23 protein-coding genes are annotated in these 23241 nt (G+C 59.2%); 21 read left to right on the top strand and 2 right to left on the bottom strand.

Annotated elements, in window-relative coordinates; all coding sequences use genetic code 11:
- The first annotated feature begins 65 nt into the window (after window positions 1-65).
- From AC07VG_RS02590 to AC07VG_RS02565, 6 genes are all read left to right on the top strand, one after another.
- Entirely contained in the window at window positions 66-1406 is a 1341-nt protein-coding gene (locus AC07VG_RS02590; protein ID WP_495020407.1) for a carbohydrate porin, read from the top strand.
- Window positions 1407-1475: 69 nt separating this feature from the next.
- The gene (locus AC07VG_RS02585; RefSeq protein ID WP_495000372.1) at window positions 1476-2009 is read left to right on the top strand and encodes a sugar dehydrogenase complex small subunit; all 534 of its coding nucleotides are present in this window, start codon (window positions 1476-1478) and stop codon (window positions 2007-2009) included.
- Window positions 2002-3648, top strand: coding sequence for a GMC family oxidoreductase (locus tag AC07VG_RS02580; RefSeq protein WP_495000549.1), 1647 nt, complete (start codon window positions 2002-2004; stop codon window positions 3646-3648). The genes AC07VG_RS02585 and AC07VG_RS02580 overlap by 8 nt, the downstream gene beginning before the upstream one ends.
- Window positions 3649-3654: 6 nt before the next feature.
- The gene (locus AC07VG_RS02575) at window positions 3655-5040 is read left to right on the top strand and encodes a c-type cytochrome (protein ID WP_495000373.1); all 1386 of its coding nucleotides are present in this window, start codon (window positions 3655-3657) and stop codon (window positions 5038-5040) included.
- A 165-nt stretch (window positions 5041-5205) separates the two neighbouring features.
- Complete coding sequence (locus AC07VG_RS02570; protein ID WP_495020406.1) at window positions 5206-6114, top strand: LysR family transcriptional regulator; 909 nt, start codon at window positions 5206-5208, stop codon at window positions 6112-6114.
- A gap of 178 nt (window positions 6115-6292) precedes the next feature.
- The gene (locus tag AC07VG_RS02565) at window positions 6293-7057 is read left to right on the top strand and encodes an SDR family NAD(P)-dependent oxidoreductase (RefSeq protein WP_495020405.1); all 765 of its coding nucleotides are present in this window, start codon (window positions 6293-6295) and stop codon (window positions 7055-7057) included.
- A gap of 21 nt (window positions 7058-7078) precedes the next feature.
- Here the strand turns inward: AC07VG_RS02565 and AC07VG_RS02560 are convergent, their stop codons facing one another.
- The gene (locus tag AC07VG_RS02560) at window positions 7079-7651 is read right to left on the bottom strand and encodes a TetR/AcrR family transcriptional regulator (RefSeq protein WP_495020404.1); all 573 of its coding nucleotides are present in this window, start codon (window positions 7649-7651) and stop codon (window positions 7079-7081) included.
- 295 nt (window positions 7652-7946) lie between these two features.
- Here AC07VG_RS02560 and AC07VG_RS02555 point away from each other — a divergent pair, with 295 nt between their 5' ends.
- The 14 genes from AC07VG_RS02555 (at window position 7947) to AC07VG_RS02490 (ending at window position 20828) form a co-directional block, all read left to right on the top strand.
- Window positions 7947-8762 (top strand): alpha/beta fold hydrolase, encoded by an 816-nt coding sequence (locus AC07VG_RS02555; protein WP_495020403.1) that lies wholly within the window; start codon window positions 7947-7949, stop codon window positions 8760-8762.
- Between the two features lie 4 nt (window positions 8763-8766).
- On the top strand, window positions 8767-9063 hold the full coding sequence (locus AC07VG_RS02550; RefSeq protein ID WP_495020402.1) for an extradiol ring-cleavage dioxygenase: 297 nt from the start codon (window positions 8767-8769) through the stop codon (window positions 9061-9063).
- Between the two features lie 7 nt (window positions 9064-9070).
- Complete coding sequence (locus tag AC07VG_RS02545; protein ID WP_495020401.1) at window positions 9071-9925, top strand: DODA-type extradiol aromatic ring-opening family dioxygenase; 855 nt, start codon at window positions 9071-9073, stop codon at window positions 9923-9925.
- Window positions 9922-10275 carry a non-heme iron oxygenase ferredoxin subunit gene (locus tag AC07VG_RS02540; protein WP_495020400.1) on the top strand — a complete coding sequence of 118 codons (354 nt, stop codon included), beginning with the start codon at window positions 9922-9924 and terminating at the stop codon, window positions 10273-10275. The genes AC07VG_RS02545 and AC07VG_RS02540 overlap by 4 nt, the downstream gene beginning before the upstream one ends.
- 40 nt (window positions 10276-10315) lie before the next feature.
- Complete coding sequence (locus AC07VG_RS02535) at window positions 10316-11659, top strand: aromatic ring-hydroxylating oxygenase subunit alpha (protein ID WP_495020399.1); 1344 nt, start codon at window positions 10316-10318, stop codon at window positions 11657-11659.
- A gap of 12 nt (window positions 11660-11671) precedes the next feature.
- Window positions 11672-12199, top strand: a complete 528-nt coding sequence (locus AC07VG_RS02530) for a 3-phenylpropionate/cinnamic acid dioxygenase subunit beta (protein ID WP_495020398.1) — start codon at window positions 11672-11674, stop codon at window positions 12197-12199.
- Between the two features lie 9 nt (window positions 12200-12208).
- Complete coding sequence (gene hcaB, locus AC07VG_RS02525) at window positions 12209-13000, top strand: 3-(cis-5,6-dihydroxycyclohexa-1,3-dien-1-yl)propanoate dehydrogenase (RefSeq protein WP_495020397.1); 792 nt, start codon at window positions 12209-12211, stop codon at window positions 12998-13000.
- 56 nt (window positions 13001-13056) lie between these two features.
- Entirely contained in the window at window positions 13057-14064 is a 1008-nt protein-coding gene (locus AC07VG_RS02520; RefSeq protein WP_495020466.1) for an NAD(P)H-dependent flavin oxidoreductase, read from the top strand.
- Complete coding sequence (locus AC07VG_RS02515) at window positions 14061-14849, top strand: 2-keto-4-pentenoate hydratase (RefSeq protein ID WP_495020396.1); 789 nt, start codon at window positions 14061-14063, stop codon at window positions 14847-14849. The genes AC07VG_RS02520 and AC07VG_RS02515 overlap by 4 nt, the downstream gene beginning before the upstream one ends.
- Before the next feature lie 106 nt (window positions 14850-14955).
- Window positions 14956-16821: a feruloyl-CoA synthase gene (locus AC07VG_RS02510; RefSeq protein WP_495020395.1), complete on the top strand. Its 1866-nt coding sequence runs from the start codon at window positions 14956-14958 to the stop codon at window positions 16819-16821.
- Window positions 16811-17758: an acetaldehyde dehydrogenase (acetylating) gene (locus AC07VG_RS02505; protein WP_495020394.1), complete on the top strand. Its 948-nt coding sequence runs from the start codon at window positions 16811-16813 to the stop codon at window positions 17756-17758. The genes AC07VG_RS02510 and AC07VG_RS02505 overlap by 11 nt, the downstream gene beginning before the upstream one ends.
- Before the next feature lie 11 nt (window positions 17759-17769).
- Window positions 17770-18810: a 4-hydroxy-2-oxovalerate aldolase gene (dmpG, locus tag AC07VG_RS02500; protein WP_495020393.1), complete on the top strand. Its 1041-nt coding sequence runs from the start codon at window positions 17770-17772 to the stop codon at window positions 18808-18810.
- Window positions 18807-19811: a CDP-6-deoxy-delta-3,4-glucoseen reductase gene (locus tag AC07VG_RS02495; protein ID WP_495020392.1), complete on the top strand. Its 1005-nt coding sequence runs from the start codon at window positions 18807-18809 to the stop codon at window positions 19809-19811. The genes dmpG and AC07VG_RS02495 overlap by 4 nt, the downstream gene beginning before the upstream one ends.
- A 150-nt stretch (window positions 19812-19961) precedes the next feature.
- The gene (locus AC07VG_RS02490) at window positions 19962-20828 is read left to right on the top strand and encodes a LysR substrate-binding domain-containing protein (RefSeq protein ID WP_495020391.1); all 867 of its coding nucleotides are present in this window, start codon (window positions 19962-19964) and stop codon (window positions 20826-20828) included.
- Between the two features lie 36 nt (window positions 20829-20864).
- On the opposite strand, the gene AC07VG_RS02485 is transcribed toward AC07VG_RS02490, so the two are convergent.
- Window positions 20865-21833, bottom strand: a complete 969-nt coding sequence (locus tag AC07VG_RS02485) for an AraC family transcriptional regulator (protein WP_495020390.1) — start codon at window positions 21831-21833, stop codon at window positions 20865-20867.
- A 269-nt stretch (window positions 21834-22102) separates the two neighbouring features.
- Between AC07VG_RS02485 and AC07VG_RS02480 the strand changes: the two genes are divergently transcribed.
- Window positions 22103-23212, top strand: a complete 1110-nt coding sequence (locus AC07VG_RS02480) for an NAD(P)-dependent alcohol dehydrogenase (protein ID WP_495020389.1) — start codon at window positions 22103-22105, stop codon at window positions 23210-23212.
- Window positions 23213-23241: the final 29 nt, after the last annotated feature.

Here is a 23241-nt window from a genome sequence, read left to right as displayed (position 1 = left end):
TATCGTGGGGCGTGCTTGTGCGTCTAACCGTTTTAGTGACTTCCCATCCTCAGGAAAGCTGATAAATGCACCATAAGGTTATTGTTGGTAGTTGCTTTTTGATGGGTTGGTTCAGTTGTGCGGTTTATGCCGATGAAGAAATGTTTTCTTCATCTTCCCGATGGATGACCGGCGACTGGGGGGGGCTTCGCACAGCGCTACTCGATAAGGGTTACGACTTCCAACTCAGTTATCAGTCGGAAAGCGCCGCCAACCTCAGTGGCGGCTACGATCACGATCATAGCGCACGCTACACCGATCAGTTCAATGTCGGCGGCGCCCTTGATTTACAGAAGATCCTGGGCGTGCCCGCCGCGAATCTGCAACTGCAGATCACTGAACGCAGTGGTCGGGACCTGACCAATGATCGGCTGGCGGACTCACGTACCGGCACGATTGGCTCCTCCGTGCAAGAAAACTACGGGAGCGGTCAGACGTGGCGGATCACAGTTTTGGCCTATCAACAGAAATTCTTCGATGACGTGCTCGACATCAAGGCCGGTCGGTTGCCGATAGGCAGTGATTTTGATTCGACCGGCTGTGTGTTCCAAAACAACTCGATGTGTGGCGGGCTGGTCGGTCACGCGTCTACCGTGTGGTTCAACTCGCCGGTCGGGCAGTGGGGGGGACGGATCAAGGTCAATGTAACGCCTCAGGTCTATGCCCAAGTTGGCGCGTACGAGTACAACCCGACGCTGCTGGATAGCAACAACGGCTTTAAGTTGAATACCTCAGGTCGGCAAGGTACGACCTATGTCGGGGAGCTGGGCTGGACACCTTCGTTGGGCGCAGAAGGGATGGCCGGCAAGTATCTGTTTGGCGGGTATTGGAACTCAGCCGACGCGAACGATGTGCTCAAGGATGACAACGGTGTCGACAAACAACTCTCTGGTCATCCTGCCGATGTACATGATGGCCGTTACGGTTGGTACGCCTACGCACGTCAGCAAGTCACTACGGTCGACGGTGATGCCAAACGTGGTTTGAGTCTGTTCGCGCACTATTCGGGGTACGACAAGGACAGTAGCACGCTCGACTGGCAGGCTCAGGTGGGGGCTATTTATGCCGGGCCATTTGATGCGCGCCCTCAGGATTCTCTCGCTTTTGGCCTCAGCGAGCTGCATGTCAATCCGGCACTGACAAAGAACCAACGTTTGCATGATCAGGCCAACCATCTCATCGACTATGCTGACCCTGCCTATCAGCCCATCCAGCACGCGGAATACGCGGCGGAAATTCACTACGACTTCAAACTGACGAACTGGCTAATGGTGCGGCCGAACCTGCAATACCTGGCCAACCCAGGCGGCGTGTACGAGGTGGACAACGCTTTCGTTGCCGGTTTGACCGTCAACACCGTTTTCTAAAAGGTCGCATACCCAACCGAATTGGGGTGCTGACGCCCCGTCAATGACCTGTTATCGCAGGATAAAGACATGAGTAGCCTGAACACGACTAAGCGCTCCAATGCGATGAAGCCCTCCCGGCGGACACTGCTCAAGAGCCTGGTGACTGCCTACACCGCTTCGTTGATTCCGTGGGCGTTGGCCGAACCTGTAGACAGCGCCGACCAAGGTGCGTTTGTCGCCATGTCGGCGATCATTGCCGGGCGCCAGACCCTCGACGGTGAGCTGGCGAAAAACCTGTACCGGGCACTGCTTGCCGACGATCCAAACTTCGCCAGGGCTGTCAAAGACCTGCTGGCGCTGGTCAACGAACGCAAGAGCGACCCGCTGACATTGCAAAAAATGCTCGATGACGAAAAGTCGCCATTGGCAGCTGTTCCGCGAAAAATCGCCACTGCCTGGTTCATGGGCGTCGTGGGCAGTGGTGAGCATGCGCGCTGTCTTGCCTACGAAAATGCCCTGAACGCCATGATTGTCGCCGATGTGCTCAAGCCGCCGACCTATGCCTATGGTCCTTATGGCAGCTGGGCAAAAAAACCCAATGAAGAGGTGCCAAATGTCTGACCAGCTATCGGCTGATATTGTTGTTATCGGCTCGGGGATCTGTGGATCGCTGGCGGCGTTGAAACTGGTGAAGCAGGGCGTATCTGTTCTGATTCTCGAAGCAGGTGGGCCGATTGAGCGCGGACGGATTGTCGCGGCGTTCCGCAATTCCACGCGCAAAAGCGATTGGATGTCACCTTATACCTGCTCGGAATGGGCACCACATCCAGTCTACAAACCAGTCGATAACGGCTATCTGGTGCAGGCCGGGCCCTATCCGTATCCGGCGGAATACATTCGTGGCGTCGGTGGCACGACCTGGCACTGGGCTGCTCAGGCCTGGCGTTTGGTACCGGGCGATATGCGCATCCACAGCTTGTATGGCGTGGGTGTCGACTGGCCGCTGACGTATGAGGAGCTCGATCCTTTCTATCAGGAAGCGGAAGAAATCTGGGGCGTTTCGGGCGCGGAAAATACCGGCTCGCCGCGCAGCAAGCCATTTCCGATGGACCCCGTCACCGAGCCCTACGCCATGCGCCGCATTCGTGAGCGGCTTGCCCCGACTTACGCGGTGGTGGGCAATACAACCGCACGTAACAGTCGCAGCTACGCCGGGCGACCGGCCTGTTGTGGCAATAACAGTTGCCAGCCGATTTGCCCGATTGATGCGCAGTACCACGGCGGCATCGCGATTCAATCGGCGGTGGATGCGGGTGTCAAATTGCAGATCAATGCGGTGGTCTACCGCATCGAGCACGACGATAAGGGCCGCATTGTAGCGGCTCACTATTTCGACCCGGATAAAAAGTCCCATCGGGTCACTGGAAAGACCTTCATCCTCGCCGCCAATGGCATCGAGAGTCCCAAGCTTTTGCTGCTGTCTGCCAGCGACAAATACCCCAATGGCCTGGCCAATAGTTCCGGCATGGTCGGTCGCAACCTGATGGACCACCCCAGTACCTCGGTCACCTTTGATGCCGATGAGGCGTTGTGGCTGGGCCGTGGGCCACAAAGCCCCAGCTCGATCAATACGATGCGCGACGGTGACTTTCGCAAAGAGCACGCGCCTTACCGTCTGGATTTCACCAATATTTCGCGAGTCAATAGCGCAACCGACTCGTTGCTCGCCAGCGGTGTCTACGGTCCGGAGTTCGAGAAGCAACTGCGTCACCGTGCCGCGTTCGAAATGAGCCTCAAGGATGTTCTGGAAGTGTTGCCCAACCCGGAAAATCGCATCACTCTCAGCTCGCAGAAAGATGCTTTGGGCATTCCAAAACCGCAGGCGCATTACGCCATCGACGATTACACCCGGCGTGGCGCGCAGGCTTCGCACAAGGATTTTGCGCGCATCGTCGAACTCATGGGCGGTACCAATGTGCGCTATAGCGCAGAGGGCAATTTCGCCAATAACCAGCACATCACCGGCACCCTGCGCATGGGGGCCGACCCGAAAACGTCCGTATGCGATAGCTTCGGTCGGACTCACGATCATGAAAACCTGTTCATTTGCAGCACCGGCGTAATGCCGACGGCGGCGACCATGAACTCGACATTGACGGGTGTCGCCCTGGCACTGCGCACCGCGCAGCACATACTGCCCGATCGCATCATTGCTCGCGTATCGCCCTTGGGCTCATTGATCGAACAAGTGCGAGGCTGACCTTCAATGAATTGGAATAAATACCTCATTGGCCACCTGGTTATCTTGGCCACGAGCCTCGTCACCCTGCAAGCCAGCGCTTCGACGCCTGACAGCGAGCTGATACAGCGTGGCAAGTACCTTTCCACTGCCGGCGATTGTGTCGCCTGCCACAGCGCCCCTGGAGGCAGGCCATTTGCCGGTGGGTTGGGGTTGCCAACACCCATCGGCGAGATTATCGCCACCAACATCACCCCCTCAAAAACCGCCGGGATCGGCAACTACACGCTGGAGCAATTCAGTGATGCGCTGCGCAAGGGCATTCGCGCCGATGGCAAGCGTCTGTATCCGGCCATGCCTTATACCTCCTACGCCAAGATCAGCGATGAGGATGTCAAGGCGATGTACGCCTATTTCATGAACGACATCGTTGCCGTTGACACGGCAGTCAAGCCGACCCAGTTGCCATTTCCGTTCAACATTCGCTTGTCGATGGCGGGCTGGAATCTGCTGTTCCTCGATAGCCAGCCCTACGAGGCCGACCCTGCGCAAAGCGTTGAGTGGAATCGGGGCGCCTACCTGACTCAAGGCCTGACCCACTGCAGCGCCTGCCATTCGCCGCGCAACCTGATGATGGCCGAGGTTGCTTCGAAGGAGCTGGCCGGCGGTGAAGTCGGGACATGGCACGCCCCCAACATTACATCTGACCCCAACAGTGGCGTGGGTGGTTGGGATACCGATGAATTGGTCAAATACCTGAAGACCGGCGAGAGCTTGGGTAAGGGGCAAGCGGCCGGGCCGATGGCCGAAGCGGTCGACAATAGCCTGCAATACCTCACCCACTCCGATCTGAAAGCTATCGCCCTCTACATCAAGAGTGTTCCTGCGCAGCGTGAGGCTGCGGACAATAAGCCGGTCTATGCCCTGGGTCAGAAAACCGATGAGCTGAGCAGCCTGCGTGGCATTGCCTTGCCGGCTGATCCGAACAAGATGACGGGGGCGCAAATTTACGATGGCTACTGTGCTTCTTGCCACCAGGCTCAAGCCCAGGGCAGTTTCGACGGTGGCTTGCCTTCCTTGTCGCATAACACGACGGTCGGTCGCAGCAATACCCAAAACCTGGTGATGGTCATCCTCGAAGGGGTTCATCGCAAAGGCGATGGTTCGGATGTCAGGATGCCTGGTTTCGCCAGGGTGTTGACTGACCCGCAGATCGCGACGCTGGCCAATTACCTGAGCAAACATTACGGTAATCCTGATGCCAGTGTGAGCGTAGGGCAGGTCGAGCAACAACGTGTTGGCGGTGCGAAGTCCCATCTGGCGGCCTTGGCTCAGGGGGGCATTGCGCTGGGTATTGTTGTCTTTCTCGCACTGGTTTTCTGGCTGGTCCGCCGTCGCCGCCGTATTTCATAAGAGGGGGGATAACCTCGAAGATGAAGAGGTGGTGTACAGGGCCTCCTGCGGATACCGGCCTATAGTCATATCTTTCAGTACAGAAACTCCGGTTCCCGGACCTGAAAGAGGGATAGGCCATTCTCCTTGACGCTGCCATCAACCACCACCTGGCAGGAGATTGACATGCAACTCAGCCGCGCCAACTTGGCCGACTTCGTTTACTTTCTGGCCATCGCCCGCCATCAGAGCTTCAGTCGTGCAGGCCTGGAGGTGGGCATCAGCGCCTCGGCGTTGAGTCATGCTATCAAGGGGCTGGAGTCTCGACTCCGGGTGCGGCTGTTGAATAGGACTACGCGCAGCGTCACCCTGACGGCCGCCGGTGAGGAACTGCACGCACTGATCAGCAAACCCATAGACGAAATCGGCTTGGCCATGGAGGTGCTCAACCGATTTCGCGACGAGCCCGGCGGGCGTATTCGCCTGAATATCCTCAGTGATGCTGCTGATCTGCTACTGGGGCCGGTATTACCGATATTCAACGATCGTTACCCGGAAATAGAAATCGACCTGACGGTCACCAATCGAATAGTCGATGTCATTGGCACCGGCCATGATGCGGGCATCCGCTACGGTGGTACGGTGCCGGAAGATATGATCGCGCAACGGCTTTCGCCGGATATACGCTGGGTGGTGGCTGGCAGCGCTGAATACCTTGAGCGTTTTGGTGTTCCCGAGCACCCCCAGGACCTGTTGAAGCATCGTTGCTTGCGCATTCGCCTGGGTAACGATCGCATGTACGACTGGGAGTTCGAGAAAGAGCATGAGCGCGTGGCAATCGCGGTGCCTGGCGCCATAACTATAGATGAGACCCGTGTAGGGTTATCGCTGGCGCGCCATGGTGCCGGTCTCATGTACGTACCGGAGCCGGCGATCGCGCCGCTGGTGGAGAGCGGCCAAGTGATTCGGGTACTGGACGACTGGAACAGCGTGGCTCCCGGTTTTTACATGTACTACTCAAGCCATCGCCATCTGCCAGTGGGGTTGCGGTTGCTGATCGATCTGATCCGAGAACTTCAGCCATTGGGAGAGTAGAACGGGTGTTGCTCACTGACCTATCTGGCAATCCCCGAAGGTAGGCCATTTCCCCTGATTGATGAGTCTCACTCATCAGTTCATCTGCTTTTCCCCAGGTACTCATTGCTATCAGTGTTGGTTAGGGTGAGGTCTATCCACATTGTTCAGATCAAACCCGGTAGTGAGGCGTTCATCCATGAGCTTTTCGTTTGAGAATCAAGTCGCACTGGTCACAGGCGCCGCGTCCGGTATCGGATTGGCGACTGCCAGGGCCTTCGCTCAGGCCGGTGCCTGCGTCGCGTTGGTGGATGTGAATGGAGAGGCGGTACGTGCCGTGGCTGAGGCACTCGTTGCCGCCGGCCACAAGGTGATCGGTATCCGTTGCGATGTTGCTGACGTGGGCCAGGTTGAGGCAATGGTCAAGGAGACCGTCGCCACCTTCGGGCGTTTGGACGTCGCTTTCAACAATGCGGGTATTCAGAATGTGCTGGCGGAGACGGCAGACGCTACGGTTGATGATTACGACAGGGTCATGTCGGTCAATCTTCGCGGTGTATGGAGTTGCATGAAGTTTGAGTTGCAGCATATGCGCCAGCAGGGTAGCGGAACCATCGTCAACTGCTCGTCCCTTGGTGGGCTTGTTGGTGGGGCCGAGCGTGCCAATTATCATGCGGCAAAACATGGTGTGCTTGGGCTGACCAAAAGCGCGGCGCTTGAGTATGCGGCGCGGAACATCCGCATCAACGCGGTGTGCCCTGGACTGATCTGGACCCCGATGGCTGACCAGATGGTCGCCTCGGGTCAGGGTGAGGCGCTTGAGGCAATGCTCAAAAGTGTTCCGATGGGCCGGCATGGCCGAGCGGAGGAGATCGCGGACGCCGTCCTCTGGCTCAGCAGCAGCAGCTCCAGCTATGTGACGGGCCAGTCCATTTCGGTTGATGGCGGATTCATCATGCGCTAGGCATGGCCAGCCATCGATACCCTAAGAGGCCTCCTGGGGAATCAGGATCCGGGCCATGCGGGCGCTGCGTTCCAGACGGCTGGCGGCGCTGCTGTCGTCTGACAGCAGCGACAGTCCCAACTGATAGGAGTAGATCAGGAAGGCTCGATCACGGGCCTCTGTCGCCTCCAGCTCCAGCAGGATCAGCAAGCCTTCGATGTAGCTCAAACGGTGTTTGTCGACCTCATCGATGGCTTGGCGCGCCTGACGATCACCTCGCGCCCAGGCCCTTATTCCCAGTTCGACGGCTGCCGCTTCCTGTGCGGCATGGCCGTGATAGGGGAGTTCGAGCAAGCGGAGGATCTGTTGCTCGGGAGAAGTTTGGGCATTGCGCAGGTGCAGAATCACGTCTTCAGTCGCGCGAGCGCGCCAACTGGAAAGAATGCCCTGTAGCAGTTCCTCGCGGTTGCTGAAGTGGTGGTAGAAGCTGCCGCGCGTGATCTGCAACTCCTTCGCCAGGGTGTCTACGCGAACGGCATCGACGCCGCTTTTGCTCAAGACCTGCTGGGCGGCTTGAATCCAATCCTCTCGGGTCAGATTAGGTCGCGATGCCATAAATGAAAACCTTAACCCCGATGGGGTGTGACAAGAGCATGCCGCAAGCGGCGTCAGCTTTCGATTCTAGCGCCATCCGTGCCGCGATGCAGTAACGACGCTGCATGGAGCTATTTACAGGTTTTTTAAATGCATATCTGTATGTTGAAGCGCTTCAGATTCATACATTTTTAGCATGGTTTCATAGAAACAAAGACTAGATAACATGCAGAACTGTATTGACGGTTGCTGACCTCCTGCCTAGCATGGACATACGAAACTGTATGTTCACAAAAACAAGAAACGCGGAGGTCGTATGGAAGGTCTGGGCAAGACGCTGCTCGCTGCTGGGCATAGCACCAATTACCACGAATCAGGCTCGGGCAAACCGTTGTTCCTGCTGCACGGCTCGGGGCCGGGTGTTTCTGGCTGGAGTAACTGGGCCAAGAGCATGCCCGCATTCGACGATACCTGGCGGGTGATCGTGCCGGACATCGCCGGATTTGGTTTTACCCCGTACCAGGAAGGCCTCAAGTACGACATCAAGCTGTGGGTCAACCACATCGTCGGCATCATGGATACGTTGGACATTCCCAAGGCTTCCTTTATCGGCAACTCCTTCGGTGGGGCGGTTGCAATCGGCCTCGCGATATTTGCACCACAGCGCGTGGACAAGTTGGTGCTGTTGGGTACCCCCGCGGGTGAGTTCCTGCAGACACCCGGGCTCCGGGGTGCCTACACCTATGAACCGTCCTTGGAGAACATGCGCGCACTGATGACGTTGTTCCCCTACAACCCTGAGCTGATCACCGATCAACTTGTGTTAAGCCGCTATCAGGCCAGTGCGCGCCCTGGTGCCCAGGACGGCCTGCGTAAACTGCTGCCTGCGCCGGCGGCGGAAGGCGAAACGTTGGTGAAGGGTTTTCCGGCGGCTGCGCTGGCCAAAATCACCGCGCCTACCCTGGTCGTACATGGTCGCGAGGACCGTGTCGTACCGCCGGAGTGCGGTCTGTTGATCGCCAATAGCGTGCCGGATGCCGACCTGCACCTGTTCGGACGTTGTGGGCACTGGGTACAGAGCGAGCAACCGGCGCGCTTTGTATCGCTTGTTCGCCATTTTCTGAGCGAGTAAGGCCATGAGTCGCAACGTGCTGGAAAAGGTGCTGTGGCAACTGTCGGTGGACCGTTCGGCTAAAGAGCGCTTTCGCGCCGACGGTAGCCGGTTTCTCGCCCGTTTCGCCCTCAGCGACGAACACAAGCAGATGGTGCTGACGTTCGACGTAGCTGGTCTGCAGCAGGCTGGGGTCAACCCGATGTTGACCATGGGCTTCTGGCAGGAACTGGCGCCTGATCGTGACATGGCGGTCTACAAGCGTCGACTGGGCGCCACCGAAGAACACATAGCGGCGTTCAGCGCTGCACTGAAGGGTTGATCGAGCCATGGGCAAAATTGTTGGCGGCTTCTGGATGCCGCATGACCCGGTGATGTTTGTCGCGCCTGAAGCGCCCAGCCAGCCGGTCCGAGAAAAAATCTGGGGTGCCTATGAAACGTGCGCCCAACGCTTGGCCGAGCTTGATCCGACCAGCGTGATCATTGTCGGTTGTGATCACTTCATTCTGTTCGGGCCCCATTGTCTGCCCCAATACCTTATCGCCACAGGTGACCTGGATGGTCCGGTGGAGAGCCTGCCAGGGCTGAGCCGTGGCGTTATCAGCAATCATCCACAATTGGCTGAACATATCGTTGCCGATGGCGCGGCGCAGGGCATCGATTGGAGCGTGGCTCGCAGCTTCACGGTCGACCACTCCTTTTCCATTCCACAGCAACTGGTGGTACAGCCGGCGGAAAAGCTGCTGGGGCGGACGTTGCCCTGCATTCCGGTGTACCTGGCCTGTGGTGTCGACCCCTATCTCCCGCTGCCTCGGGCTGCGGACCTGGGGCGGCAGATTCAGCAGGCTGTCGCTTCGTTCGAGGCCAGTGAGCGCGTGGTGATCATCGGTAGCGGTGGCATCAGCCACTGGGTGGGTACGGCGCAGATGGGGCAGGTCAGCGAAGCGTTCGACCGTGAAATCCTCGAATTGGGCGTACGCGGTGATATCGCTGGGCTGACGGCCTACAACAATGAAGAAATCCTTGAGCGCGCTGGTAATGGCGCCATGGAGATTCGCAACTTTGCCTGCGCGATGGCCGCGGTGCCCGGTGCCCATGGCGAAGTAATCGCCTATGAGCCCGTGCCCGAATGGGTGACTGGCCTGGGCTTTGTACAGCTGCATGCAGGGGAGCGCCCGCAATGAGTAATGTTTTGCTCTGCCAACAAAACGAGTTGGCGCCTGGCTGCAAAAAGAAAGTTGCCAATGCGCAGGTCGGCGACATCTGCGTCTACAACCTTGATGGCACCTTCTACGCCACGGCGGACACCTGCACCCATGCCACCGCGTCGCTGGCCGAGGGTGATATGGAGGACGAGCTGATCACTTGCCCGGTGCATTGGGGGCAGTTCGATATCCGCACCGGGCAGGCGGTGACCTTTCCCTGCGAGCGCCATCTGCGTACCTATCGGGTGATCGTCAGCGACGGCGGCGTCTATGCCGATACGGCAAGCCAGTCGGTCGAAGCCCAGGCCGTCGCCGACAGCCCGGTCTGAATCCGTGGCTCCCCCTAACAAGAAAGACCGTGAGGCTCATATGAGCGACATCATAAAACTCAGGCCCATCGACGCCAGCGAACCCTTGCGCAACCTGGACCGAATCTGTGACATGGAAAGCGGCAGGATGTCCGGAAAAGTGTTCTGGGACAAAGATATCTACGAACAGGAGTTGGAAAAGGTCTTCGCTCGCTGCTGGCTGTTCGTCGCGCACGAGTCGCAGTTACCCAAGGCGGGTGATTATCTGACCACCACCATGGGCGAGGACGAGGTGCTGGTGGTGCGGCAAAAAGACCAGTCAATCAAGGTCATGCTCAATGCCTGCCCGCACCGCGGCAACAAGGTCTGTTTTGCCGAGGCCGGCAATGCTCGAGGCTTTATCTGCAATTACCACGGCTGGTCATTCGGCGCTGACGGTGGACGCCTGATGGGCATGCACGAGTCCAAGTGCTACGAGGACAGCGGTTTCGACAAATCTCAGCATGGTCTGCGCCAGGCCCGCGTGGCGACTTACAAAGGACTGGTGTTTGCCAACTTTGCCGCCGACGCGCCGAGCCTGGAGGAATACCTGGGGCCGATGACCTGGTACCTGGACGTCATGCTCGACATGGACGAAGGCGGCAGTGAGTTTTCTGGCGGCTGCATACGTTCGACCATCGAATGCAATTGGAAAATCGCCGCGGAAAATTTTGTCGGTGACATTCTGCACGGCGGCTGGACTCATGATTCGGCAGCCAAGGCCATGCTCGGTGGTCCGGTGCTCAATGTCGGCGAACTGCCGGAATCCTATTCGGTGAACTGGAATGGCCACGGTTATGAATTCGCCACCGATGTGGTCGGCAATGCCGCGACTCTGGGCGAAAAGGAGATCAACAAGTACCTGCATGTACTGCGGCCAAAGGTCGCCGAGCGACTGGGAGAGTTTCGCTCGAAGCTGATTGGCTCGATTTCGTCGTTTACCGTATTCCCCAATTTTTCCTTCCTGCCAGGGCAGAACACCGTGCGTGTCTGGCACCCCCGCGGCCCGGACAAGATTGAGTTGTACACCTGGGTCATTGTCAACAAAAGTGCCCCGCAAGACATCAAGGAAAAGTGGCGACGTGGGGCGATGATGACGTTTTCGCCGACTGGCGTGTTTGAAATGGATGACGGCGAGAACTGGGAGTACTGCACCAAGACGAGTCGAGGGATGGTCACGCGCTATCAGGACCTGTACGTGGGTCTTGGCATGAATACTCGAATCGACAACAGCGAACTGCCGGGCAATGTTTTCAAGGGCCAGCTCAACGAATGCAATGCCCGCGCGTTCTACCAGCGCTGGAAGGACCTGCTCCAGGCACCGACCTGGGCCGATGTGCCTGATCGTAACGGCACGATGCGCTGAGGGGGCGTCACTATGGATTTCAAAAACGAACAACCGGTGGGCCTGGAAGAGGCGCGTCAGGTGCAGGCTTTCTTGCTGCGAGAAGCCCGCTTGCTCGACAACGAGTGCTGGGATGAGTGGCTGCTGACCTTGTCCGAGGCCATCCATTACTGGATGCCCGGAATCGAGAACCGTCGACGCGAAGACAAAACCGGGCCCTATACCCTTGAGCATATGGCGTACTTCGATGACACCTTGCGTGACTTGAAGCGGCGGGTTGCTCGCTTCAAGCAGCCCTCGGCCTGGGCTGAAAACCCGCCCACCCGCAATGTGCATGTCATCAGCAACATAGAAGTGTTTGCTGGCGCCGAGCCGGGCGAGTTCATTGCCCACTCGTGTTTCATCAACGTACGCAGCCGGGGCCTGAGTGAGTCAGCCCAATTGGTGGGGCGCCGTGAGGATCTGCTTCGCCATGAGGCAGACGGCTTGAAGTTGCTCAAGCGCAAGGTGCTCATCCCCAACGCGATGTTGCTGTGCAAGAACATCAATACCTTTCTGTAGGAGACGCACATGGGTTGGCTCGAAGGGCAGGTGGCGCTGGTCACCGGTGGCACTGGCGGAATCGGTAGTGCGATTGTGCGTCGTTATGTCGAGGAAGGCGCGCGCGTGGCGGTCATGGCTCGTGACCCCGTGCAGTTGGCGGCGTTGCAGGCGGAGTTGGGTGACCGGATCATCACGATTCGGGGTGATGTTTCACGGGCGGCGGACAACCAGACGGCGGTCGCGGCAACCCTGGAGGCCTTTGGCAAACTCGATACCTTTGTCGGCAATGCCGCGGTGTTCGACTACTTCACGCGGCTTGATCGTATTGCCCCGGAAGCATTCGAAGAGGCCTTCCAGAAGTTGTTTGCGATTAACGTGCAAGGCTACCTGCTGGGCGCGCGCTGCTGCATCGATGCGTTGCGCGAGAGCCGCGGAAGCATGGTTTTTACCCTGTCCAATAGCGCGTTCTATGCAGGTGGCGGCGGCATTCTGTATGTGACGGCCAAGCATGCGCTGGTCGGCATGATTCGCCAGTTGGCCTACGAGTTGGCCCCCGATATTCGGGTCAATGGGGTGGCACCGGGTGCGACCAATACCGCGATGAAGAGCCTGGATGGGCTGAGCAAACGCAGTGTGCCACTTAATCAGATCCCCGATTTTGAGCAGGCCGCCGCCAACGCGGTTCCGCTCAAATGCATCGCCGCCCCCGAGGATCATACTGGGCATTACGTATTGCTCGCTTCGCGGCGCAATGCCAGCCAGACCACCGCTCACATCATCCATAGCGACGGCGGTTGGGAGGTCCGTACCCAGGGTTGAGCTCCACCGTGCGTGCATTGAATCCAATAATGACAACAAGAGGCCGGCCAATGAGCCTGACATATCCGAATCCGGGCGCGCCTTCGCAGTCCCGATTGCAATCGCTGTTGAACACGCTTCACCTGCCGGTGATGGCGGCCCCGATGTTCCTGGTCTCAGGGCCTGAACTATTGAAGGCCTGTTGTCGGGCCGGGGTGATCGGCAGCCTACCGGCCCCTAATGCGCGGACAGTCGAGGTGCTTGAACAGTGGCTCGAAGATATCCACGCCGACTTCGACGCCGCTCGCCAGGCGGGCATCAGCCCGGCTCCATGGCTGTTCAACATGATTGTCCACAGTACCTATGATCGCTACCCTGCCGAGCTTGAGCTGGTTCGGCGTTTTCAGCCGCCCATCGTTTCGACCGCGCTGGGCAGTCCCAAGCGGGTGATGGAGGCCGTTCACAGTTACGGTGGACAGGTCATCTCCGATGTCATTACCCCCGCCATGGCGCGCAAGGCCGTCGACGCTGGCGTCGATGGCCTGATACTGGTGTGCAATGGCGCCGGTGGGCATACCGGCCACTACAATCCGTTTGCTTTTCTGGCCGAAGTGCGTGAGTTCTGGGACGGGCCGCTGGGGCTGGCCGGGGGGCTATCCAGCGGTCGCGATATCCATGCCGCACAGGTCATGGGCGCCGACTTTGCCGTGCTGGGTACCCGTTTTATCGCGACCACTGAAAGCCTGGTCGGTGATGAGTACCGGCAAATGCTTGCGCAATGTTCCATGGACGACCTGGTGCTCACCAAGGCGGTCAGCGGTGTGCTCGCCAACTGGATGAAGCCGTCGCTGGACAAGGCCCGGATCGACCCTGAGACCCATCAGGCGGCCGCTATTGATTTTTCCGGGAATATCGCCAGTGCCAACAAGGCCTGGAAAGACGTCTGGTCTGCCGGTCAGGGTGTCGCTCAGGTCAAGCACTCGAGCACCACCCAACAACTGGTCGCCGAGCTATTCGCGGGCTACCACGCCAGCCTGGAGCGGGGCGTGGGTCATCACACACTCGACAGGAAGGTTCAGCCATGAGCGAAATAAACCAACGATTGATCGCCGCCGCCGATGCGTTGCAAATCGCGCGCGACAATGCAGTGGCCGGCGGTCGAATTTCCGAACGTTTCGATATTCACACCCTGGAGGACGCCTACGCGGTTCAGGAGCTGAACACCGAGCGTGCCTTGCGGGTCGGCCGGCGCCTTTCCGGGCGCAAGGTGGGCCTGACCTCCCTGGCGGTGCAACAGCAACTGGGGGTCGATCAACCGGATTTCGGCATGCTGTTCGCCGATATGGAGGTGCTCGATGGCGGCATCATCGATAGTAGCCGGTTGATCCAGCCCAAGGCCGAGGGCGAGATCGCATTCGTGCTCAAGCACGATCTACTGGCGGTGGACACCACCTTGGCGCAATTGCTCAGTGCAATCGACTACCTGTTGCCGGCATTGGAAATTGTCGATTCGGCCATCGAGGACTGGAAGATCACCTTGGTCGATACCGTGGCCGACAATGCCTCAAGTGCCTTGTACGTACTCGGCAAACACCCGGTAAAGCTGAGTGATCTGGACTTGAGCCTTGAGGGCATGACCCTGTCCAAAAATGGCGATCAGGTGTCCATGGGTGTCGGTGCAGCTTGCCTGGGCAACCCCCTGGATGCCTGTCTTTGGTTGGCACGCACCATGGCCAGGGCCGGGCGCCCCTTGCTCGCCGGTGATGTGGTGCTGTCCGGTGCGTTGGGCCCGATGGTGAGCGTTACCGCGGGCGACCGCCTGCATTTGCGCCTGACTCGCCTCGGTGAGGTCAGTTGCCGTTTCGTCTAGCACTGTAGGCCGTTCATTCTGACTCGCCTTGCGTGTGGCGAGTAGCACCTGACGTGACAACAAGAACAATGAAGCGCTGAAATCAAGCGCTCAGGAGACTGTAAACGTGACTGACCTATTCAATGGCCAGCTATTGGCCCCTGCACGCGTGGAATTTGAGGCTCACCGCGACGGTGGCTTCATTTTGCGCTCGCCCGAACCGTTGCAACCCTATGCTCGCTGTGTCGGCCAATGGCTTGAGCATTGGGCGGTCGCGCGCCCGGACCAGACCTTCCTGGCCGAGCGCCGGGAAGGCCAGTGGCATCGTCTGAGCTACGCCCAGGCTCGTCACCAGGTTGGCGCATTGGCGCAAAGCCTGCTTGACCTGGATCTGCCCAAGGGCGCACCGCTTGTGGTGTTGTCGGAAAACGACATCGACCACGCGCTGCTGTCCTTGGCCGCCATGCACATCGGTGTGCCCGTGTCGACGATCTCGGTGGCTTATTCCCAGTCCGCCGGGGACTGCGGCAAATTGCGCGCGATCCTGGAGACGCTTGGGCCGGCGGTCATATTCGTCAATGATGGGCAGCGCTACCGGCGTGCATTGAGCCTGACACAGCCGGGATGTCCGATCATTGCCGTGCGCAACCCGGATGCCCTTGAGGGTTGCATCGCACTCGCTGAGCTTTATGGCCGTCAGGAAACACCGGCGGTCATGGCGGCCTTTAACCGTTTGGGCCCTGACGACCACGCCCGCTATTTGCTGACGTCGGGATCTACCGGTGTGCCCAAGGTCGTGGTGACTACACAGCGGATGCTCTGCGCCAACCAGCAGGCGATTGCGCAGTGCTGGAGGTTTGTCGAGCACAGTGAAATGGTGGTGCTTGATTGGTTGCCCTGGAGCCATGTATTCGGTGGTAACCACAACTTCAACCTGGTGCTGCGTAACGGTGGCAGTCTCTACATCGACGATGGGCGGCCGATGCCCGGTGCGATAGAGCGCACGTTGGAGAATATCCGCTCAGTGCGGCCGACGCTGTTCTTCAACGTGCCCAAGGGCTATGAAGTCATGCTGCCGTACCTGGAGGCGGATAAAGAGTTGGCCCTGGCGTTCTTCGCGCGGCTGGACATGGTGTTTTACGCCGGAGCGGCATTGCCGGCCAGCCTCTGGCAGCGCCTGAAGAGCGTCGCTGCGCAGGTACGTTTGACTCCACTGTTCTTTTCGTCCGAGTGGGGCTCGACTGAAACCTCACCGGTGCTGACCAGTGTGCATTATCCCATCGACGCGCCTGGCAACATCGGCTTGCCCGTGCCGGGTGTCGAGATCAAGTTCGTACCCAGCGGCGACAAGTTCGAGATGCGCGTGCGGGGTGAGTCGGTGTTTACCGAGTACCGTCACAGCCCCGAACTGACCGCCCAAGCCTTCGACGAAGAAGGCTATTACTGCATTGGTGACGCCGGGACACTGGTTGATTCCGCGGCCCCTGAGAAGGGTATTCAGTTCAACGGACGGGTGACTGAAGACTTCAAGCTCACCAGCGGTACCTGGGTTTCTGTCGGGACTCTGCGTTTGCGCGTGCTCAGTGCGCTGTCTCCCTATGTCCAGGATTGTGTCATCACCGGGCACGATCGCGACGCCATTGGCATTCTGTTGTTTGCCGCGCCAGCGCTGCGCGCACTGGCCGGTGAGGATGGCCATTGTCTGTCTGCCGACGAGTTGGCGGCCTGTGTGGCGGTGCGTGAGGTGTTACTGACCGGTCTTGTGCGTCTGGCCGAGGAAAGCCCGGCGTCATCGCAACACGTCAACCGGCTGCTCATTCTCGATACGCCGGCCAACCTTGATGCCGGGGAAATTACCGACAAAGGTTACATCAATCAACGCCAATCACTGACCCTTCGGGCCGATCAGGTCGTGCGTCTACACGCCGAGCAACCCGATGCGGCGGTCATTCTGCTCGCCCATGCCATAGGAGCACTTTCCCATGCCAGTTAATCGTCTCTCCAAAGTCGCCATTATCGGCTCCGGCAACATCGGCACCGACCTTATGATCAAGATTCTGCGCCACGGCAAACACTTGGAAATGGCCGTCATGGTCGGTATCGACCCGGCTTCCGATGGCCTGGCCCGTGCCCAGCGCATGGGCGTGGCGACGACCCATGAAGGTGTCGAGGGGCTGACGCGGATGCCGCAGTTCGCTGACATCGATTTCGTCTTTGATGCTACCTCGGCCGGCGCCCATGTGAAGAACGATGCGTTCCTGCGCTCGATCAAACCCGGCATCCGTCTGATCGACCTGACGCCCGCGGCCATCGGCCCGTACTGCGTGCCTGTGGTCAACCTGGAGCAGAACCTCAAGCAGCTCAACGTCAACATGGTCACCTGCGGTGGCCAGGCGACCATTCCGATGGTGGCGGCGGTGTCGCGGGTGACCAAGGTCCATTACGCTGAAATCGTCGCTTCGATTGCCAGTAAATCCGCCGGCCCCGGTACCCGGGCCAATATCGACGAATTCACCGAGACCACCGCCAAGGCGATTGAGGTGATTGGTGGTGCGGCCAAGGGCAAGGCGATCATCGTGATGAATCCGGCCGAGCCGCCGCTGATGATGCGCGACACGGTGTTCGTGTTGTCCGAAGCGGTTGACCAGGCCAAGGTCGAGGCGTCCATCGTAGAGATGGCGGCTGCGGTGCAAGCCTATGTGCCGGGCTATCGCCTCAAGCAGAAGGTGCAGTTCGACGTCATCCCGGAAGACGCCCCGCTGAACATTCCGGGGCTTGGCAAATTCTCGGGCCTGAAAACCTCGGTATTCCTCGAAGTCGAAGGCGCCGCCCATTACCTGCCAGCCTACGCCGGCAACCTCGACATCATGACCTCCGCCGCACTGGCCACTGCTGAACGCATGGCCCAGTCAATCCATAACGCTGCCTGAGGAGAGCGACCATGAACGCCCACAAAAAGCTCTATATCAGCGATGTAACGCTACGCGACGGCAGCCACGCCGTACGTCACCAGTACACCTTGCAAAACGTGCAGGACATTGCCCGGGCGCTGGACAAGGCCCGGGTCGATTCCATCGAAGTGGCCCATGGTGACGGTCTGCAAGGTTCCAGCTTCAACTACGGCTTTGCCGCGCATACCGATCTGGAATGGATCGAGGCGGCGGCCGATGTGATCAGCCACGCCAAGATCACCACCTTGCTGTTGCCCGGCATTGGCACCGTTCACGATCTGAAAGCGGCCTACAACGCCGGGGCCCGGGTGGTGCGCATCGCCACCCATTGCACCGAGGCCGACGTTTCCAAACAGCACATCGAATATGCCCGTGAACTAGGCATGGACACCGTTGGTTTTCTGATGATGAGCCATATGATCCCTGCTGAGCAGTTGGCCGGGCAGGCCAAGTTGATGGAGAGCTACGGCGCCACCTGCGTATACATGGCCGACTCCGGTGGGGCGATGAACATGCAGGACATCCGCGATCGTTTCCGCGCGTTCAAAGCCGTGCTCAAGCCGGAAACCGAAACCGGTATGCACGCCCACCACAACCTGTCGCTGGGTGTCGCCAACTCCATCACCGCGGTGGAAGAAGGTTGCGACCGCATCGATGCCAGCCTTGCCGGCATGGGCGCAGGAGCTGGCAATGCGCCGCTGGAGGTGTTTATCGCCGCCGCCGAACGCCTTGGCTGGAACCACGGTACCGACCTCTACACCCTGATGGATGCCGCCGACGATATTGTTCGCCCGCTCCAGGACCGCCCTGTGCGGGTCGACCGCGAAAGCCTGGCGCTGGGTTATGCCGGGGTGTACTCCAGTTTCCTGCGGCATGCCGAAATCGCTGCGGCCAAATATGGCCTCAAAACCGTGGACATCCTGGTCGAACTGGGCAAACGCCGTATGGTCGGCGGGCAGGAAGACATGATTGTCGACGTGGCACTGGACCTGTTGAGCGCAAGCAAGGGGCGGCAAGGAGACAGATCATGAGCTTTCACGTGTCGATCCAACCCTCGGGGCAGACCTTCGAGACCAAGCTGGCACAGACGATTCTCGATGGAGCCCTGGCCGAGGGGCTAATGCTCAAGCACAGCTGCCGCGAAGGCACCTGCGGCAGTTGCAAGGGCAGGGTTGTCAGTGGGGAGATAGACCATGGCAACAGTCCGCTGGAGGTTCTTTCCCTAGCTGAACGCGAGCAGGGCCTGGCGTTGTTCTGCTGCGCCAGCGCACGCTCGGATGTGGTCATTGACGCCCCCGAGGTCACCACGATCAAAGGTATCTCGGTGCAGCAAACCGCGGGGAGGGTGGCGAACATTGAAAAAGTCAGTGACGACGTAGCCATCCTGCGCCTGATGCTGCCGCCTCAACACACCTTCAAATACCTGCCCGGCCAATACGTACAGGTACTGCTCAAGGACGGTCAGCGTCGCAGCTACTCCATGGCCACTAGTGTGTTGCACGACAACCAGTTGGAGTGGCATGTGCGACACATGCCCGACGGACTCTTCAGCGGGCACGTGTTCAATACACTTAAACTCAGAGACCTGCTGCGTTTGGAAGGGCCGTTCGGTGGCTTTTTCCTCAGGGACAGCGATCGCCCGATGGTCTTCCTGGCCAGCGGTACTGGCTTTGCGCCGATTCAGGCCTTGCTCGAGCAATTGCAGCAACAAGGCGACAACCGCCGGCCGGTCTATTTGTACTGGGGCGGGCGCAGAAGGGCCGACCTTTATCGGCACGCGGAACTGATGGAACTGGAGAAAAAATTGCCCTGGCTGCGTTATACCCCGGTGCTCTCCGAGCCTGGGCCGGCATGCGATTGGCAGGGGGCCACAGGCTTTGTGCACAAGCAGGTGATGAAGGATTTCAGCAGTCTGCGTGATTTCGAGGTCTATGCCTGCGGAGCACCGATCGTGGTGGATTCGGCGCGCAACGCCTACATCGGCGAGCGGGGGCTGGATAGCGAACGCTTCTACGCCGACGCGTTTGTCTGATACTCCACGCCGCGGCCGAAATATATAGGGGGAGGAGGGCATGCTGATCAGGTAGTGGAGCCTTGTGGGGCTATGCGCAAGCATTGCGTGGGCTCGACCTGTTCCACTATCGTGGGAGCCTTTATTTATGCAGTAAAGGTATTGGTCAGCATGGAACTTCGCCATCTTCGTTATTTTGTCTGCGTGGCCGAGGCGGGTAGTTTCACCCAGGCAGCGACGCGCCTCCACACCGTGCAGTCGTCGCTGAGCCGGCAGATCAAGGATTTGGAAAATTATCTGGGGGTGACGCTGTTCGAGCGCAGTACCCGGCAGATGTCGTTGACGCCCTCCGGAACGGTTTTCCTCGATGAGGCCCGGCTGGTTCTGTCCCAGGCTGACCGGGCGGTGGAGCGCGCACGGCAAACCGCTCGCGTGCAGTCCCAAACATTGGCGCTCGGTTTCTTGCTTGGTGTGGAGATGGAGTTGCTGGCGCGGGTCATGAGTGCACTCAGTCACGACCTGATACCCGTCACACTGACCCTGCACAACAAGTCATCCCCCGAGCTGATCAATGCGCTGCACAACCGCGAGATTGACGCCGCCTTTGTGCGGCCCTCCGAGGATTGTGCCGGGTTGACGCTCAAGCACTTGCGCCACGAGCGGCTGGCGGCTGCCGTCCCGGCGGAGCACCCTTTGGCCACCTTGGCGACCGTTACGGCGCAGCAACTGGCCCAGCAGAACTTCATCAACGTCGCCCATCAACATGCACCGGTGCTGCGTGAGCTGGTCGACCGGTATTTCGAAAGCGTGCAGGTTGCATTGACCTCGACCTACGAGGCCGAAAACCTGAGCATGGCCCTGTCGCTGATCCGCTCGATGGGTGGGGTGACGTTATTACCCGAATACGCTCAGCAGTTGTACCCCGCAGGGGTGGTATCGGTGCCCTTGAGCGGACAGGCACCGACCATCGAGCTGGCGCTGGCCTACCATCCGGAAAATCTGACGCCCGCACTGGAAGCATTTCTGCGAGTCTTTTGATCCGTCCGATCAAAAGCCATGGCCAGGGGGCTGTGCTCAATGTGCCGCGCGAAGCACGCTGGGTGCTACACCGAAGGCTTCACGGAAGGCTCGGCTGAAACTGGCGCTGTCATTGAAGCCATTTCGCAGGGCGACTTCAGTGAGACTGGGAGCATCGGCACCGTTACGCAGGACGTCTCGACGCGCATGTTCCAGGCGAATTTGCCTGATGAAACCCGCGGGTGTGGTGCCGTACTGGCGAAAGGCTTCGTACAGCGAGCGTCGTGACATTCCCAGGGCATCGGCGATCTGCGCCGGGGAGTAGCCATGGTCGTCGAGGTTCTGCTGCACCAGTTCGCGAGCACGCTCTAGTCGATTGCCGCCGCGGGCAGGCGCCAGCGGTGTGCACGCCCGCTGTTCCAGCAACGAGCGAAACATCAGATCAATGGCGTACTCCACCACCAACGACGCCGAGGCCATATGAGTGTCCTTGCGCAACAGCGAGCCGATGCTGGCGGCAGTGGCATTGAACGCGGCATCAACCCTCAGTGGTTGACCGCATAGCTCGTCCGCAAGGCCCTTCCAACGGGGCAGCCGATCAGCACCGAAAACCGCCGTGAGCGCATTGTAGTGCCCCCTTGCATGCAGCCGATAAGCGCTGGAAAAAGGCACGATCATCGCCTGGCCAGCCTGGATATCGGTATGCCCTCGGGCATTTTCGAAAAAGGCACTGCCGCCCAGTTGCCACACCAATTTGTAGTGTTCGGCCATGCCCTGCTCAGCGGCGGCACCGGCGCAAGACTCAACAATGGCGTTGGCCGTACGCACATGGGCAATGGGAAAGTGTTCGACCATACGCCAGCGAATGCGGCCCTGGATGGCGCCGGCGTCCGAGGCACTCACCGAAACGGTCGGATAAGCACGCCGACAGCCATCGAGAAAGGCCATGTCGTTTACTGCCGCGGCGGATGGGGCGGGCAAGCCACCAGGCGCGGCGACGACTGGGAGAGGCGACGAGGTTGTCATTGTTATTCCTCTATTTTGGTGTCGGCATCACCGATACGCATAAACATACATAACTGTATCTTGATAGTGGCCTAAAAATCGTATCCGTACCAGTAAAAATCTGCACCGTCAGACAAGTTACCGCACGCCTCGACAAGTTCGCCTTCTCACCCTCAGCGATCCTTGCACAAGCTACCTGCCATGGGACGTTTCATGCCCCCCTGGCGTCGTCCGTTTTACCGCAGGAACGCCTTTCCAGAAGCACCATTAAAATAAGAAGGAGAAGTACCATGACCCAAGCCCGTGCCGCCATGACCCCTTGCTGTGGGGCCGAATGGACGATGACCGATGTAGAGCTGGACACCCCCCGTGACGACGAAATTCTTGTGCGTATTGTCGCCACCGGCGTCTGCCATACAGACATAAGTGTACGTGACCAGCATCTGCCAACGCCGTTGCCCGCCGTGCTGGGCCACGAGGGTGCCGGAGTCGTGGAACGAGTGGGCAAGGCCGTGACCGAGTTGGTACCGGGGGATCATGTGGTGCTGACCGTGATCAACTGTGGCAAGTGCAACAACTGCCTCGCCGGTTTTCCCACCTACTGCGCGCAGATGATGACGTTGAATCTTTCTGGCCGTCGGGCGGATGGCAGCGCGCAGATTCGCTGGGGCACGAAGGAGGTCAGTGGCCACTTCTTTGGCCAGTCTTCATTCGCGACTTACGCACTGGCTACCGAGCGCAATGCGGTGAAGGTGCCCAAGGACATCGACCTCTCGCTACTGGGCCCATTGGGTTGCGGTATTCAGACGGGCGCCGGTACGGTGTTCAATACCTTGAAACCGCCAGTGGGCAGCAGCATCGTGGTCTTCGGTGCAGGCGCGGTGGGCCTTTCGGCAATCATGGCGGCCCGGGTCGCCGGTTGCGCCACCATTATCGCGGTGGATCTGCACGCCAATCGCCTGGAACTGGCCATGGAACTGGGGGCCACCCATGTCATCAATGCCGCGTGCGATGACCTGGTGGCAGCGGTGCGTGCGATAGGGGGCGGGGTGAATTACGCCATCGACACCACGGCTAACACCACGGTGATACGTCAGGCCGTTGAATGCCTGTTGCCCATGGGCCGTTGCACCATGGTGGGCATTTCACCACCTGGGGCCGAGGTCAGGATACCGGTCATGAGCCTGTTGTTCGGCCAGGTCCTGGGTGGTGCGGTTGAGGGTGACTCGGTGCCGAAAATACTGATTCCTCGCCTGATCGAGCTGTGGCGCCAGGGGCGCTTTCCCTTTGACCGGATGGTGAAGTTCTATGACTTCGAAGAGATCAACCAGGCGGTGGCGGACAGCACCAGCGGCAAGACCCTCAAGGCCATTTTGCGCATAGGTAGCACTCACGACTGACGCGGGTTACCGGTTTCATAACAACAATA

The sequence above is a fragment of the Pseudomonas sp. GW821-FHT03C07 genome, from assembly GCF_059420925.1.
This window is presented reverse-complemented; position numbering and strand designations above follow the sequence as displayed.

What these genes read in the sequence shown, in the direction of transcription:
- AC07VG_RS02590 (WP_495020407.1), top strand. Translation starts at nt 66, where the DNA reads ATGCACCATAAGGTTATTGTTGGTAGTTGCTTTTTGATGGGTTGGTTC.
- AC07VG_RS02585 (WP_495000372.1), top strand. Translation starts at nt 1,476, where the DNA reads ATGAGTAGCCTGAACACGACTAAGCGCTCCAATGCGATGAAGCCCTCC.
- AC07VG_RS02580 (WP_495000549.1), top strand. Translation starts at nt 2,002, where the DNA reads ATGTCTGACCAGCTATCGGCTGATATTGTTGTTATCGGCTCGGGGATC.
- AC07VG_RS02575 (WP_495000373.1), top strand. Translation starts at nt 3,655, where the DNA reads ATGAATTGGAATAAATACCTCATTGGCCACCTGGTTATCTTGGCCACG.
- AC07VG_RS02570 (WP_495020406.1), top strand. Translation starts at nt 5,206, where the DNA reads ATGCAACTCAGCCGCGCCAACTTGGCCGACTTCGTTTACTTTCTGGCC.
- AC07VG_RS02565 (WP_495020405.1), top strand. Translation starts at nt 6,293, where the DNA reads ATGAGCTTTTCGTTTGAGAATCAAGTCGCACTGGTCACAGGCGCCGCG.
- AC07VG_RS02560 (WP_495020404.1), bottom strand. Translation starts at nt 7,651, where the DNA reads ATGGCATCGCGACCTAATCTGACCCGAGAGGATTGGATTCAAGCCGCC.
- AC07VG_RS02555 (WP_495020403.1), top strand. Translation starts at nt 7,947, where the DNA reads ATGGAAGGTCTGGGCAAGACGCTGCTCGCTGCTGGGCATAGCACCAAT.
- AC07VG_RS02550 (WP_495020402.1), top strand. Translation starts at nt 8,767, where the DNA reads ATGAGTCGCAACGTGCTGGAAAAGGTGCTGTGGCAACTGTCGGTGGAC.
- AC07VG_RS02545 (WP_495020401.1), top strand. Translation starts at nt 9,071, where the DNA reads ATGGGCAAAATTGTTGGCGGCTTCTGGATGCCGCATGACCCGGTGATG.
- AC07VG_RS02540 (WP_495020400.1), top strand. Translation starts at nt 9,922, where the DNA reads ATGAGTAATGTTTTGCTCTGCCAACAAAACGAGTTGGCGCCTGGCTGC.
- AC07VG_RS02535 (WP_495020399.1), top strand. Translation starts at nt 10,316, where the DNA reads ATGAGCGACATCATAAAACTCAGGCCCATCGACGCCAGCGAACCCTTG.
- AC07VG_RS02530 (WP_495020398.1), top strand. Translation starts at nt 11,672, where the DNA reads ATGGATTTCAAAAACGAACAACCGGTGGGCCTGGAAGAGGCGCGTCAG.
- hcaB (WP_495020397.1), top strand. Translation starts at nt 12,209, where the DNA reads ATGGGTTGGCTCGAAGGGCAGGTGGCGCTGGTCACCGGTGGCACTGGC.
- AC07VG_RS02515 (WP_495020396.1), top strand. Translation starts at nt 14,061, where the DNA reads ATGAGCGAAATAAACCAACGATTGATCGCCGCCGCCGATGCGTTGCAA.
- AC07VG_RS02505 (WP_495020394.1), top strand. Translation starts at nt 16,811, where the DNA reads ATGCCAGTTAATCGTCTCTCCAAAGTCGCCATTATCGGCTCCGGCAAC.
- dmpG (WP_495020393.1), top strand. Translation starts at nt 17,770, where the DNA reads ATGAACGCCCACAAAAAGCTCTATATCAGCGATGTAACGCTACGCGAC.
- AC07VG_RS02495 (WP_495020392.1), top strand. Translation starts at nt 18,807, where the DNA reads ATGAGCTTTCACGTGTCGATCCAACCCTCGGGGCAGACCTTCGAGACC.
- AC07VG_RS02490 (WP_495020391.1), top strand. Translation starts at nt 19,962, where the DNA reads ATGGAACTTCGCCATCTTCGTTATTTTGTCTGCGTGGCCGAGGCGGGT.
- AC07VG_RS02485 (WP_495020390.1), bottom strand. Translation starts at nt 21,833, where the DNA reads ATGACAACCTCGTCGCCTCTCCCAGTCGTCGCCGCGCCTGGTGGCTTG.
- AC07VG_RS02480 (WP_495020389.1), top strand. Translation starts at nt 22,103, where the DNA reads ATGACCCAAGCCCGTGCCGCCATGACCCCTTGCTGTGGGGCCGAATGG.